The organism is Streptomyces sp. 3330, assembly GCF_031456635.1.
Taxonomy (GTDB): Bacteria; Actinomycetota; Actinomycetes; order Streptomycetales; family Streptomycetaceae; genus Streptomyces.
Window position 1 is genome coordinate 255757 of sequence record NZ_JAVDVA010000013.1, and the last position, 13410, is coordinate 269166.

Below are 13410 nucleotides of genomic sequence, written 5' to 3' on the forward strand. Positions count from 1 at the left end.
GGAGGCGGACGATGGACGAGGCAGGGGCGCGGGACGTACTCGCCGCGGCGGGCGTCCTGCCGGGCCCGGTGGCGGACGCGCGGCTCCTCGCCCTGGGCGAGAACGCGGTCTTCGCCGCCGGTGACCTGGTGGTGAAGGTGGGGCGGGACGCCGAACTCCTCGGCCGGGCCCGGCGCGAGCTGGAGGTCGCCGCCTGGCTGGCCGGGGCGGGCGTCCCGGCGGTGCGGGCCGCCGAGCCGGAGCCGCTGCTGGTCGAGGGCCACCCGGTGACCCTGTGGCACCGGCTGCCCGACCCCGTGCGTCCCGCCGAGCCACGGGATCTGGCCGAACTGCTGCGTCTGGTGCACGCCCTGCCCGCCCCCGGCTTCGGCCTGCCCGCGCGGGATCTGCTGTCGGGCGTCGAGCGCTGGCTGCGGCTCGCGGGCGACGCGATCGACCCGGCGGACGCGGCGTATCTGCGCGAGCGCCGTGACGGCTTCGCCGCGGCCTCCGCCGCGCTCACCCCGCAGCTGCCGCCCGGCCCGATCCACGGCGACGCGCTGCCCCGCAATGTGCACATCGGGCCCGACGGCCCTGTCCTGGTCGACCTGGAGACCGTCTCGGCCGATCTGCGCGAGCACGACCTGGTGGTCATGGCGCTCTCCCGCGACCGGTACGGGCTGCCCGCCGAGGCCTACGACTCCTTCACCGAGGCCTACGGCTGGGACGTACGGGAGTGGGCGGGCTGCGCGGTCCTGCGCGGGGCGCGCGAGACCGCGAGCTGCGCCTGGGTCGCCCAGCACGCCCCGGCCGACCCGAAGGCGCTGGCGGAGTTCCGGCGCCGGGTGGCGTCACTGCGGGACGGAGACGAGGCGGTCCGGTGGTATCCGTTCTGATCCGGGCGCTGCGGGCGTGGCGGGCCGCCGCCCGGACCGCACGGGACCCCGACGCGCCCTCCGCCCGGCAGCCGGTGCGGGCGGCCGCCGAAGACGGTCGCTGAAGACAGCCGGTGAAGGCCGCCGGCGAAGACGGTCGCCGGACACGGGGCGGGCGGTGGAAGCGGCCGCCGCGGACAGCCGGTGAAGGCAGGCGGTGAAGGCGGCCGGCGCAGAGGGTCGGTCGCGGGAGCGTCAGGCGGGCTTCTCCGCCGGCTCCCGGACCGGCCAGGCCCCGTCGATCACCGCGTCCACGTCCCCCTTGCGGCGCAGGAAGCTCTGGAAGTCCGCCGCCCACTCGGCGTACCACTCGATCTGGCGGCGGTGCAGCTCCGCCGGGCCGAGGGCCGCGACCTTGGGGTGGCGGCCGGCTATCGCGCGGGCGAGGCGGGCCGCCGCGAGGGCGTCGGCCGAGGCGTCGTGCGCGGAGTCCAGGAGGACGCCGTACTCGGCGCAGACCGCCTCGAGGTTGCGCTTGCCGCGCCGGTAGCGGTCGACCGAGCGGTCGATGGTGTACGGGTCGACGACCGGCGCCGGGTCCAGACCGCCCAGGCGGTCGCGCAGCGAGGGCAGGCCGTGGCGGCGCAGTTCGGCGGAGAGCAGGGTCAGGTCGAAGGCGGCGTTGTAGGCGACGACCGGGACCCCGGTGCGCCAGTAGCCCGCGAGGACGTCGGCGATCGCGTCCGCGACCCGGTCGGCGGGGGCGCCTTCGCCGGTGGCCCGTTCGTTGCTGATCCCGTGGACCGCGACGGCGTCCGCCGGTATCTCCACGCCCGGGTCCGCGAGCCATTCGCGGTGTCCCAGGACCTGCCCGTCCCTGACCTCGATCACGGCTGCCGTGACGATGCGCGCCTCGCGCGGGTCCGTCCCGGTCGTCTCCAGGTCGAAGCCGACAAGCAGCTCCCGGTACCAGGCCATGGTGGCCCCCCTTCTCGGTGGTGCTTTCCCCCAGTGGGCTCCACCCTCGCATGCACCACTGACAATCAGAGGATCGCGTTCCGCTTGCCGGCCGGCCGAAACGGCTGATTCAGGACACGGGCCGCGAGTCGGCCCAGGCCAGCTCGAACTCCTCGCGGTATGCAGCGAAAAGTCCACCGTCGTCCGTCTCGCCCGACTTGACCATCCGGTTGCCGTTGCGGAGGACCAGGACCGGCGCCTCCATGCCGCGCATCCGCCGCAGGTAGGACTGGACGACCGCGATGCCGTCGGTGCCGTCGCCGTCGACCAGGTAGGCGGTGAAGCGGGGCGTCTCGTCGTACACCTGGATCTGGAAGGCGCCCGGGTCGCGCAGCCGGGCGCGGACCCGGCGCATGTGCAGGATGTTCATCTCCACCGACCGGCTCAACTCGCCGCGCTTCATGCCGAGTTCGCGCTCGCGGCGCTTGACGGCGCTGGAGGCCGGGTTGAGGAACAGCAGCCGGACGCGGGCGCCGGCCTCGGCGAGGCGGACCAGGCGGCGGCCGGAGAAGTTCTGCACGAGCAGGTTGAGGCCGATGCCGATGGCGTCGAGGCGGCGGGCGCCGTCGAAGATGTCCTCGGCGGGGAACCGGCGCAGCAGCCGCACCCGGTCGGAGTGGACGGCGACGACGTCCGCGTACCGGTCGCCGACGAGGTCCTCGACGGCGTCGACGCGCAGCCGGCGTGCCGAGGGCACGTCGCCGCTGGTGCCGAGCATCTCCAGCAGGCGCGCGGAGGCGCGCTCCGCCTGCCCCAGGACGGCCTCGGAGAGGGCCCGGTTGCGGGAGACGACGTTGCGGGTCACCTCCAGCTCGTCCAGGGCGAGTTCGACGTCGCGGCGGTCGTCGAAGTACGGCTCGAAGCAGGGCCAGTGCTGCACCATCAGCTCGCGCAGCTGCGGCAGCGTGAGGAAGGAGATGACGTTGTCGTCGGCCGGGTCGAGCAAGTAGCCCTTGCGGCGGCTGACTTCGCGTACGGCGACCGCGCGCTGCACCCACTCCTGGCCGGCCGGCCCGGCCGCGGCGACCACCCACTCGTCGCCGTGGACGGGTTCGTAGATGGGCCGCAGCACGGCGGCCACGACGGCGCGCAGCCGCTGTTCGACGAGGTTCAGCCAGATGTAGGCCCGGCCGGCCCGCTGGGCGCGGGTGCGTACCTCGCGCCAGGCCTCGGCGTCCCAGTCCAGCTCCGGTCCGATGGCGTTCGTCTCCATCGGCCGGGCCAGGGACACCGTGCCGGGCGGGACGTCTGCGGAGCCCCCCTCGTGACCCTCGTCACCAGGGGGCAGCTCCAGCCCTCCCGAGCCCACCCGCGCACCGCCTTCCGCTCCCCCGAGCATCCCCGTCCCAACGATCAAGGAAGGGTACTCCGGGAGCGGCGGGCGGTGCAGCCGGATGGACAGGTCGTTTCTCAACTACCGCTGTTCGACTGTCCGTTCTGTCCGGCCAGCGCGGACGGAGTGAGCGGATTCATAGCGGTGACGTCCCGGGGGACGAGCGAGAAGCCCTGCCAGTGGACCGGCATGGGCTGCTGGTCCTCGTCCCGGGCGATGTGGTGGAAGCCCACGTTCACCCAGGTCACGGGATGGGTGAGGGTCTGGCCGTTCACCCACTTGTCGACGGAGGTGCCGTGCAGGGGGCTGCCGCAGTCGCGGACGTTGTTGCTGGCGTACTGCTCGCACTGGTTGTACTGGGTGAAGTAGACGTCGTGCTGGGTGAACCGGCGTCCGGAGTACGTGGTGGTGGCGCCGGGGACGAGCTCGTAGGAGCGGGCGTGACCGTCCTTGTTCTTGCCGGTCGCGCTGACCACCCGCCACCAGCGCATGTTCTGCGCGTCGCCGGCGAGTTCCTTGGTGACGGCCGTGCGGGTGGTCTTGTTGGTCGGGCCCTGCTGGCCGCCCGCGGGCGGGCTCACCACCGAGTCGTACTGCTCCACCTTGGTGGCCGAGGAGCCGTCGAGGCCGAAGTCGAGCCGCCAGAAGACGTTGTGGCTGTGGCTGGTGGCGTAGGACTTGGCGCCCTTGCCTATCGGCCAGCCCCGGCCGTCGCCGGCGTCGTAGTCGAACGGCGAGAGGCTGCCGGTGGCGCCGACGTTCATGTTGACGGAGCCGTCGTCGGAGAAGCGCCACTCGGTGATGTACTCGTACCAGCCGACCTTGTTGACGGTGTAGATCAGCAGGTCCTTGCCCTGGGCCTGGTAGACCTTGTTGCCGGTGTCGGACTGCATGCGGTAGGCGTGACCGCGCGAACGGGTCGTGGTGCACAGGCCCTTGACGTTCGGGTTGTCCGAGAAGGACTCCGGGACCTTCACCGTCCTGATGGTGCCGCCGGGGCACTCGGCGGGAGCCATGTTGACCAGGCCCGAGCCGAAGTTGTAGTCGGTGATGTCGTTGTACTCGTTCTTGCCGTCGTCGTACGGCACGTGGATCTGGGCGATCTTGGCGCTGTTGAGGACCCTGATCGGCTTGGCCTCGCCGGGCGGCTGGTAGGAGACCTTCTCCAGCACCAGGCCGGACTTGGCCTCGAAGCGCCAGCACATGCGCCAGGTCGTGCCGGTGGCGAGCTTCTGTTCGATGCGGTAGGCGGCGCTGCAGTCGGCGGCGGCCGCGGGGGCCGCCTTCGGCTGGGCGGCGGCGGGACCGGCTCCGGCGGCCGCGCCGGCGGCCAGCGCGGCCACACAGAGGCCGACGGCCGCACCCCTGCGGGCACGGCCGGTGCCCTGCGGCCGGAGGCCGCCCATCAGATTCGGAACACGCATGAGGACATGACTCCCTTTGCCTCCCGCTCCGGAAGGCAAGTCGGAAAACGGACGTGGCGGTGGGCCTGCCACGGATTCAGCCGGTGAGCCGGGCGACCTTGCGGGTGCTGAGGTCGATCACCAGGGACCGGGCGTCGATCCACGGGCCGTTCTTGACCTTCGGCAGCAGCCGGACGCAGCGGTGTTCCCCGCATTGGTCGAGGACGGCGGGCTCGGCGCCCGGTACCGCCCGGTAGATCATGGCGGCGATCTGGAGCTGGTCCGGGGAGCTGAGCTCCTTGCCGGTGGCGTCCTTGAAGTCGGCCTTCAGGCCCGCGCCGAGCGGGTCGGCGATCAGCAGGGCCGCCGCCTCGTTCTGCTCGGCGGCGCTCAGCGGCGGCTGGACGCCGTGCTGGGTGCCGGTGTCCTCGACCTTGCCGGTGTCGAGGTTGACGGTCTCGGTGACGAGCGTGTCGTCCTTGTAGTCGTAGAACGACACCACCGCGCGCCGGGGCGCGCCGGGGTCGTCCACCTCACCGGCCGCGGGCTCGGCGAGGTCCACGCCGAGGCGCTGCGGGCCGCGGTCGCCGTCCACGTCCTCGCTGGCGGCGATCTGCTGCCGGTCGAGCGCGATCTTCTCGACGCGCGCGATCTCGTCGTCGGTCAGCGGATCGCGGCCCTTGCCCTTGGCGCCCTCGGCGGGCGCCTCCTCGACGACGCCGGGCTGTACCGCCGCCGCGGTGTCGCCCTGCTGCTGTCCGGCCGCCTGCCGGGTGGTCCGCCCGTCCTTGCCGCCTCCTGTGTCGTCCGCCCCCGCCGTGCCCGGCAGAGTGATCCCCACCATCACGGCCGTCGCGGCCACCGCGATGGCCGTACCCGCCACCACCTTGCCCAGGTGGCGGCGCACTGTCGTGCGCACAAATTCCCCCTACTCCCCCTGTTGCCCGGGAGTACGTGTCTGCCCCACTGGTTCGGCACAGGACGTGTGTCGCCTGTCGCCCTGTGCACTGGTCGTCGGGTAAGAGGGGCGTAAGTCACAGGTGGTTCCCTCACTTTCCTGGAGACTCGGCCCCAAGGCGCCCCCGACGGGGCGGCACACCTGAAAGAGTCGTGTCCATGCAGGTCTGGCCTGGAGAGGCGTATCCCCTCGGTGCCACGTACGACGGCGCCGGCACGAACTTCGCGGTCTTCACGGAGGCCGCGGACCGAGTAGAGCTGTGTCTGCTGCACGACGACGGCTCGGAGACGGCGGTGGAACTCCGCGAGAGCGACGCGTTCGTCCGGCACGCGTACCTGCCGGGCGTCATGCCCGGGCAGCGGTACGGATTCCGGATGCACGGCCCCTACGAACCCGCGCGCGGGCAGCGCTGCAACTCGGCGAAGCTGCTGCTCGACCCCTACGCGAAGGCGATCAGCGGCGCGGTCCGCTGGGGCGAGGAGGTGTACGGCTACCACTTCGACGCGCCCGAGCGGCGCAACGACCTCGACTCGGCGCCCCACACGATGACGTCGGTCGTGGTCAACCCCTATTTCGACTGGGGCGACGACCGCAGGCCGCGGACCGAGTACCACCACACGGTGATCTACGAGGCCCATGTGAAGGGCCTGACGATGCGCCACCCGGGGCTGCCGGAGGAACTGCGCGGGACCTACGCGGCCCTCGCGCATCCGGCGATCATCGAACATCTGACGGAGCTCGGGGTGACGGCCCTGGAGCTGATGCCGGTGCACCAGTTCGTGAACGACCACCGGCTGGTCGACATGGGTCTGAACAACTACTGGGGCTACAACACGATCGGATTCTTCGCCCCGCACAACGCGTACGCCTCCTGGGGCGACCGCGGCCAGCAGGTCCTGGAGTTCAAGTCGGCGGTGCGGGCGCTGCACGAGGCGGGGATCGAGGTCATCCTCGACGTGGTCTACAACCACACCGCCGAGGGCAACCACCTGGGCCCGACGCTGTCCTTCCGGGGCATCGACAACCAGTCGTACTACCGGCTGACGGACGACCCCCGCTACTACATGGACACCACGGGCACCGGCAACTCCCTGCTCATGCGGTCCCCGCACGTCCTGCAGATGATCATGGACTCGCTGCGGTACTGGGTGCTGGAGATGCACGTCGACGGTTTCCGTTTCGACCTCGCGGCGACCCTGGCCCGTCAGTTCCACGAGGTGGACCGGCTGTCGTCGTTCTTCGACCTGGTCCAGCAGGACCCGGTCGTGTCCCAGGTGAAGCTGATCGCGGAGCCGTGGGACGTGGGCGAGGGCGGCTACCAGGTGGGGAACTTCCCGCCGCTGTGGACCGAGTGGAACGGCAAGTACCGCGACACCGTGCGGGACGTGTGGCGCGGCGAGCCGCGCGCGGTCGGCGAGTTCGCCTCCCGGCTGACCGGCTCCTCCGACCTCTACCAGGACGACGGCCGGCGTCCCCTGGCCTCCATCAACTTCGTGACCTGCCACGACGGGTTCACCCTGCACGACCTGGTGTCCTACAACAACAAGCACAACCAGGCCAACGGGGAGGACAACCGGGACGGCGAGAGCCACAACCGGTCCTGGAACTGCGGCGCGGAGGGCGCGACCGATGATCCCGGCGTCCTGGAACTGCGGGGCCGGCAGATGCGGAACTTCCTCGCCACGCTGATGCTGTCCCAGGGCGTGCCCATGATCAGCCACGGGGACGAGTTCGGGCGCACCCAGCACGGCAACAACAACGCGTACTGCCAGGACAGCGAGCTGGCCTGGGTCCAGTGGCCCGAGGAGGGCAGCGAGCTGCTGGACTTCACGCGCGCGCTGGTGCGGCTGCGCAAGGAGCATCCCGTCTTCCGGCGGCGCCGCTTCTTCCACGGCCGGCCGGTGGAGGGCACGCACGACGAGCTGTCGGACATCGCCTGGTTCACTCCCGAGGGCAAGGAGATGGCGCCGCGGGACTGGGACCGGGCACAGGCGTCCGCGCTGTCGGTGTTCCTCAACGGCAACGCGATCTCCGAGCCGGGCGCGCGCGGCGAACGGATCACCGACGACTCCTTCCTGCTGATGTTCAACGCCTCCGCCAAGCCGCTGGACTTCGTGGTGCCGGTCGACCACGGGCGTCAGTGGCAGGTGGTCGTGGACACCGCGAACCCGGAGGCCCTGGCGCCCGGCGCGGGGCCGAAGGTGCAGGCCGGGGCCCGGCTGACGCTGGTCGACCGGAGCATGACGGTGCTCCAGCGGCCGACCTGACCGGTCGCTGAGAGGCACGGGAGCGACCCGCCCGGAGGGGAGGTGTGACAGGAAACGCGGCGGGGCGGGTACGTAGGTGGTCATGACCCCTGAGCGACGTGACGCCTCCGTTCCCGTGCCGCCCACGGCGACCTACCGGTTGCAGCTCCAGCCCGAGTTCCCGTTCCGGGCCGCGACGGCCGCCGTGCCGTACCTGGCCTCGCTCGGCGTCTCGCACCTGCATCTGTCCCCCGTCCTGGAGGCCGTGCCCGGCTCCCCGCACGGCTACGACGTCGTGGACCCCACGCGCGTGCGTGCGGAGCTCGGCGGGGAGGAGGGGCTGCGGGAGCTGGCACGCACCGCCCGGGAGCACGGGCTCGGGCTGGTGCTGGACATCGTGCCGAACCACATGGCGATGGCCCCGCGTCACAACCACGCCCTGTGGGAGGTGCTGCGCGAGGGGCCGAAGTCGCCGTACGCGCGCTGGTTCGACATCGACTGGGAGGCGCAGGGCGGCCAGGTGCTGGTCCCGGTGCTCGGCGGGCCCGTCGGGACGGAGCTGCCCGACCTGCGGGTGGACGGCGGCGTGCTGCGCTACCACGACCACGTCCTGCCGCTGCGCGAGGGCACCGAGGGGCTGCCCCTGCCGCACCTGCTGGACGCCCAGTGGTACCGGCCGGTGTGGTGGCGGCTGGCCCGCACCGAGCTGAACTACCGGCGCTTCTTCAGCATCTCCGAGCTCATCGGGGTGCGGGTGGAGGACCCGGAGGTGTTCGAGGCCACCCACGGCACGATCCTGCGGCTGCTGCACGAGGGCGTCGTCGACGGGCTGCGCGTGGACCACCCCGACGGCCTCGCCGACCCCGACGCCTATCTGGAGCGGCTGCACACGGCGAGCGGCGGCCGCTGGACGGTCGTCGAGAAGATCCTGGCCGACGGGGAGCGGCTGCCGGACTCCTGGCCGGTGGCCGGCACCACCGGATACGACGCCCTGCGCCACGTCGACGGCCTCTTCACGGACCCCGAGGGGGCCGGGGAGCTGGTGACCCGCTACCGGCGCTTCGCGGCCCCGCAGACGGACCGGGGCGGCGACTGGGCGGCGACGGTGCGCCGGGCGGCGTACGGGGTGCTCACCCACGAACTGGCGGCGGAGACGGACCGGCTGACGCGGGCGGCCTCCCGGGTGTGCGCCGCGTCGGCCGACCCCGCGCTGCGCGACCGGGCGCCCTGGGCGCTGCGGACGGCGCTGGTGGAGCTGCTCGTGCGGCTGGAGGTCTACCGGCCGTACGCCTCGGGCGACCCGGCCGCCGTCGTCACCGAGGAGGCGGCCGCCGAGGCCCGGCAGGCGTTCGTCGTGCCGGAGGAGGCGGGCGCGGTGGACGTGGTGCGCGGACTGCTGCTCGGCGGGGAGGGGCCGGCCGGGGCGGACTTCCGGGCGCGGTTCGCCCAGACGGCGTCCGCGCTGCGCGCCAAGTCGGTCGAGGACACGGCGTTCTACCGGTACGTGCCGCTGCCCGCGGCGAACGAGGTGGGCGGCGACCCGGGCGCCCCGGGGGTGTCGCCGGACGGCTTCCACGCCTATTGCGCGCGCGTGCAGCGCGACTGGCCGGCCACCGGGACCGTCGTGACGACCCACGACACCAAACGCAGCGCGGACGTGCGGGCCGCGCTCGCCGTGCTCACCGAGTGCCCGCGGCGCTGGGCGGACCTCCTCGACGAGGTCTCCCGCGCGCGGGAGGCCGCGCGGGAGGCCGTCCCGGACGGGCAGCTGGCGTGGGCGGCCTGGCAGACGGTCTTCGGACTCGGCCCGGCGGCCCCGGAACGGGTCCAGGAGGCGCTGCTCAAGCATGTGCGCGAGGCGGGCCTGTACACCAGCTGGACGGAGCAGGAGCCGCCGTACGAGGAGGCGGTGGCCGCGTTCGTGGCGGCGGGGCCGTGCGGGGCGCCGGGCGCGCGGGTGACCGCGCTGCGCGAGGCGCTGGAGCCGCACATCCGCGCGAACGTGCTCGGCACGGCGCTGGTGCAGCTCACGATGCCCGGGGTGCCGGACGTCTACCAGGGCGCGGAGGCCGAGTACCGGGCGCTGGTGGACCCGGACAACCGGCGCCCGGTGAGCTTTCCGCCGGAGGATCCCGGCGCCAAGGCCACGGTGACCGCGGCCGCGCTGCGGCTGCGCCGGCGGCGGCCGGAGGTCTTCGGGGCCGCCGCGGGGTACGAGCCGTTGCCCGCCGAGGGCCCGGCCGCGGCCCACTGCCTGGCGTTCGCCCGCTCCGGCCGGGTCGTCACGGCCGTGACGCGGCTGTCGCTGCGGCTGGCGGAGGCGGGCGGCTGGGGCGAGACCCGGCTGGCGCTGCCCCCGGGTCGGTGGACCGACGTCCTGGCGCCCGAACGGGAGTTCACGGGCCACGCGCGCGCGGCGGACCTCTTCGAGCAGCTGCCGGTGGCGCTGCTGGAGCAGGCGGAATGAGACCGCTGGAGATTCGGAAGCGAGGGGTGACTCCCGGCGCGCCCCGCGGGCGGTCCGGGGGGTGCCGGGGGTGACTCCGGCATGCCCCGCGGAGGGCCGACGGTGGTGATCTCCGGCGTTGACAGGTGACGGTCGGGTGCATCTAATGGTGGCGGTGTCGCGTGACGCTGGCCAAAGAGCAGTGGGCCGGCCGGCGGTCGGGCGAACACCCTTCCTCGAGGGACACGCCATGCGTACACACTCCGCACCCCTCGGCTGACACGGCTCCGACGCGCGTCGGCCGCACGCCCTTCTCCGGTGCGCCGCCGCAGCGCGCTTCCGCTGTGCGCCCCCACCCGTTCCGTTCCCCGGCACGTTCCCGCGTGCCGTGCGCCGCGTGCCCGGTGCCTCACTGCCGCGCGCCGTGCGCACGCCCACCGTGACCTCCGGAGAGAGCCACCCGTATGCCCACCTCGTTCGATGAATCCGTCACCGAGCCGTCCCGCGCCGACGGCGGGAAGGCCGACGAGCGGTTCCGAGGGGAGGAACCGCTCCTGCTGACGACCACCCGCGCCACGTCGGGGGGCGAGCGGACCACACCGCTCGGCCACGTCCGCCACGGCGCCTCCCTGCTGGTCTTCGGGGCCGGTCCCGGCGCCCCCGACCATCCCGACTGGTACCGCGACCTGCTCGCCCACCCCATGGTGCGAGCGGAACTCGGCGCGGAGACCTTCCAGGCGCTCGCCGTCCCCGCCGAGGGGGCCCGGCGCGCGGAACTCGTCGAGCACGCCCTGCGGATCCTTCCCGGACACGGCGGCGGCCGGGACGGAACCACGCCTTCCCCGCTGGTCGTCGTGCTGGAGCCCGCCGAGCCCGACGGCTGGGAGGGCCCCCGCGAGGTCCGCACCCTCGCCGACAAGATCATGGAGGTGCACGCCTGGCTGCGCGGTCAGCTGCGCCAGGTGGCGGCGCAGGCCGACGCCCATCTCGCGGCCCGGGCGGCCCACGAGGGCCCCGGTGAGCCGCCCGCTCCGGGCCTCGGGCTGCAGATCCGGCAGCGCTGCCTGGCGTTCTGTCAGGCGCTGCGGTTCCACCACGTCGGCGAGGACGCGCACGTGTTCCCCACGATGGCCCGCCACCACCCCGCGCTGGCCGCCACCTTCGCCCGGCTCACCGAGGAACACCGCACGGTCGCCCGCATCCAGGACGACCTGGTGGCCCTGCTGGCGGATGTCGCGACCGCCGATCCCGAGCGCTTCCGCCGGGAACTGGAAGCCATGTCGCGGGAGTTGAACGCCCACCTCGACTTCGAGGAGGAGACGATCGTCCCGCTCCTCGCCGACGTCCCCTGGCCCCCGGCCCCGCCCTCCGGTCCGGCCGGAGCCGGGAGGGGGCACGAGGAGTGAGGACGGTGACGGTCGTACCCACCGCCGGCGCGCGCATCCGAGCGCCCCCTGGAGCCTCCCCCGAGGCGTTCTTGACAGTTCACAGAGACCGTGGGGTACTGCGGATGCGAAGGCCGGGCGGACGAATACGGGGGTGAGTCTCCTGCCGGAGCAGCGCTACCCCACGGTGACCGAACTGACCTACTATGTCCGCGCGTTGGCCGCGTATCAGCCGGGAATGTGCGCACTGCGGCAGGTGGGGGTCTCCCGTGCGGGCCGGCCCTTGCACCTGCTGTCCGTCGGGCACGCCCCGCGGGCCGTGCTCGTCGTCGCGGGCGCCCACGCCAACGAGCCGACCGGGGGCTCGACGCTGCTGGCTCTCGCCGAACGGGTCGTACAGGAGCGGGAGTTGCGGGACGGCACGTCCTGGCACTTCCTGCTCTGCGCGGACCCCGACGGCGCGAGCTTGCATGTGACCCCGGCGCCGCGCAGCCTGCTGGAGTACCACCTCGGCTTCTTCCGGCCCGCCGGTCCGGAGCAGCCGGAGTGGTCCCCCGCCGTGCTGCCGCCGGACCGGCTGCCTCCCGAGACGCGCGCGCTGACCCGGGTCATCGACGAGCTGCGGCCCTATCTCCAGGTGACGCTGCACGGCACCGACCTGGGCGGCAGCTGGGTGCAGCTGACCAAGGACATCCCGGGTCTGGCCGAGCCGTTCGTGAAGTCGGCGGCCCAGTTGCACATCCCGGTGGAGACGGGCGCGTCCGACGCGGCGGGCTGGCCCGCGTCCGGGCCCGGGGTGCATGTGATGCCGGCCGCCGGGGCGGAGGCGGCGTACCCGAGCATGCCGGACGACGCACGGCACAGCACCTGGTACCACGCCCATCGCTACGGCGGTCTGACCGCGGTGGTGGAGGTGCCGATGTGGGCGAGCGACATGGTGGACGATCCCGCCCCGCACCCCGCGCCGGCCGCGGCGATCCGGCGGCTGGCGCGGCGGCTGCTGCGGGACACCACGGAGGTGGAGCGGGTGCTCGTCGAGGCGCTGCCGCGTCTGGAGGGCGTCGACGGGCCCCTGCTGCGGGCGGCCAAGTGGGCGCTGGAGCTGGTGCCGGGGCTCGCCGCGGACTGGACGGACACCCCTCCCGCCGACACGACGATGGCGTACGTCGGCAGCGTGGACGCCTTCGCCCGCCGGCTGCCCCTGCGGGCGGCCGCGATGCTGTGGCGGGTCCTCCAGGAGAGCGACGACCACGCGGCCCCGCGTCTGGAGCAGCTCGTCGAGACCTGGAGCGACGCCTTCGCCTGCCGCTTCCGTGCCCGCTGGGTGCCCCTGGAGCACCAGGTCGAGCACCAGTCCCGGACGGTCGTCGCGGCGGCCCTGCACGCGCGCGAACGGGCGGCCTGACGGGCGGCCTGAGGCGGCCTGGCGGGGGCGCGGCCTGGCGGGGGCCGGCGAGAGGGGCGGCACCCGCGGCGGCACGGGCCGCGACGACGGACGGTGCGGTGGCGGGCGGGGGGGGGGGGGGGGGCGGGCGGGGGGCGGCGCGCGGCCGCCGCCCGGCGGCCCGCCCCCCCCCCCCCCGCCGGCCGGCGCCCCCCCCCCCCCCCCCCCCGCCCCCCCCCCGGGCCGCGCGCGCCGGCCCCGGGCTTGGGCCCCGGCCCCCCCGGGCCCCCCCCCCCCCCCAACGCGGGGGGGGGGGGGCGGGGGGGTGCGGCACCCCCGGACGACACCTGGTCGGACCCCGAGGGGTCAGGTTCCGGTGAGGTG

9 protein-coding genes are annotated in these 13410 nt (G+C 73.8%); 5 read left to right on the forward strand and 4 right to left on the reverse strand.

The window, feature by feature from the left end; translation table 11 throughout:
* The first annotated feature begins 11 nt into the window (after nucleotides 1–11).
* The gene (locus J2X68_RS22905; protein WP_310434406.1) at nucleotides 12–875 is read left to right on the forward strand and encodes an aminoglycoside phosphotransferase family protein; all 864 of its coding nucleotides are present in this window, start codon (nucleotides 12–14) and stop codon (nucleotides 873–875) included.
* 234 nt (nucleotides 876–1109) lie between these two features.
* On the opposite strand, the gene J2X68_RS22910 is transcribed toward J2X68_RS22905, so the two are convergent.
* The 4 genes from J2X68_RS22910 to J2X68_RS22925 form a co-directional block, all read right to left on the reverse strand.
* Nucleotides 1110–1832 (reverse strand): 3'-5' exonuclease, encoded by a 723-nt coding sequence (locus J2X68_RS22910; protein ID WP_310434407.1) that lies wholly within the window; start codon nucleotides 1830–1832, stop codon nucleotides 1110–1112.
* Nucleotides 1833–1941: 109 nt separating this feature from the next.
* Nucleotides 1942–3210, reverse strand: coding sequence for an SAV2148 family HEPN domain-containing protein (locus J2X68_RS22915; protein ID WP_310434424.1), 1269 nt, complete (start codon nucleotides 3208–3210; stop codon nucleotides 1942–1944).
* Between the two features lie 71 nt (nucleotides 3211–3281).
* The gene (locus J2X68_RS22920) at nucleotides 3282–4628 is read right to left on the reverse strand and encodes a copper amine oxidase (protein ID WP_310434408.1); all 1347 of its coding nucleotides are present in this window, start codon (nucleotides 4626–4628) and stop codon (nucleotides 3282–3284) included.
* Between the two features lie 76 nt (nucleotides 4629–4704).
* Nucleotides 4705–5526 carry a Tat pathway signal sequence domain protein gene (locus J2X68_RS22925; RefSeq protein WP_310434409.1) on the reverse strand — a complete coding sequence of 274 codons (822 nt, stop codon included), beginning with the start codon at nucleotides 5524–5526 and terminating at the stop codon, nucleotides 4705–4707.
* A gap of 197 nt (nucleotides 5527–5723) precedes the next feature.
* Here J2X68_RS22925 and glgX point away from each other — a divergent pair, with 197 nt between their 5' ends.
* From glgX to J2X68_RS22945, 4 genes are all read left to right on the forward strand, one after another.
* Nucleotides 5724–7832, forward strand: a complete 2109-nt coding sequence (glgX, locus tag J2X68_RS22930; protein ID WP_310434410.1) for a glycogen debranching protein GlgX — start codon at nucleotides 5724–5726, stop codon at nucleotides 7830–7832.
* A gap of 82 nt (nucleotides 7833–7914) precedes the next feature.
* Nucleotides 7915–10278, forward strand: a complete 2364-nt coding sequence (gene treY / locus J2X68_RS22935; protein ID WP_310434411.1) for a malto-oligosyltrehalose synthase — start codon at nucleotides 7915–7917, stop codon at nucleotides 10276–10278.
* Nucleotides 10279–10721: 443 nt separating this feature from the next.
* Complete coding sequence (locus J2X68_RS22940; protein ID WP_310434412.1) at nucleotides 10722–11663, forward strand: nitroreductase/quinone reductase family protein; 942 nt, start codon at nucleotides 10722–10724, stop codon at nucleotides 11661–11663.
* A gap of 133 nt (nucleotides 11664–11796) precedes the next feature.
* On the forward strand, nucleotides 11797–13047 hold the full coding sequence (locus J2X68_RS22945; protein WP_310434413.1) for a M14 family zinc carboxypeptidase: 1251 nt from the start codon (nucleotides 11797–11799) through the stop codon (nucleotides 13045–13047).
* Nucleotides 13048–13410: the final 363 nt, after the last annotated feature.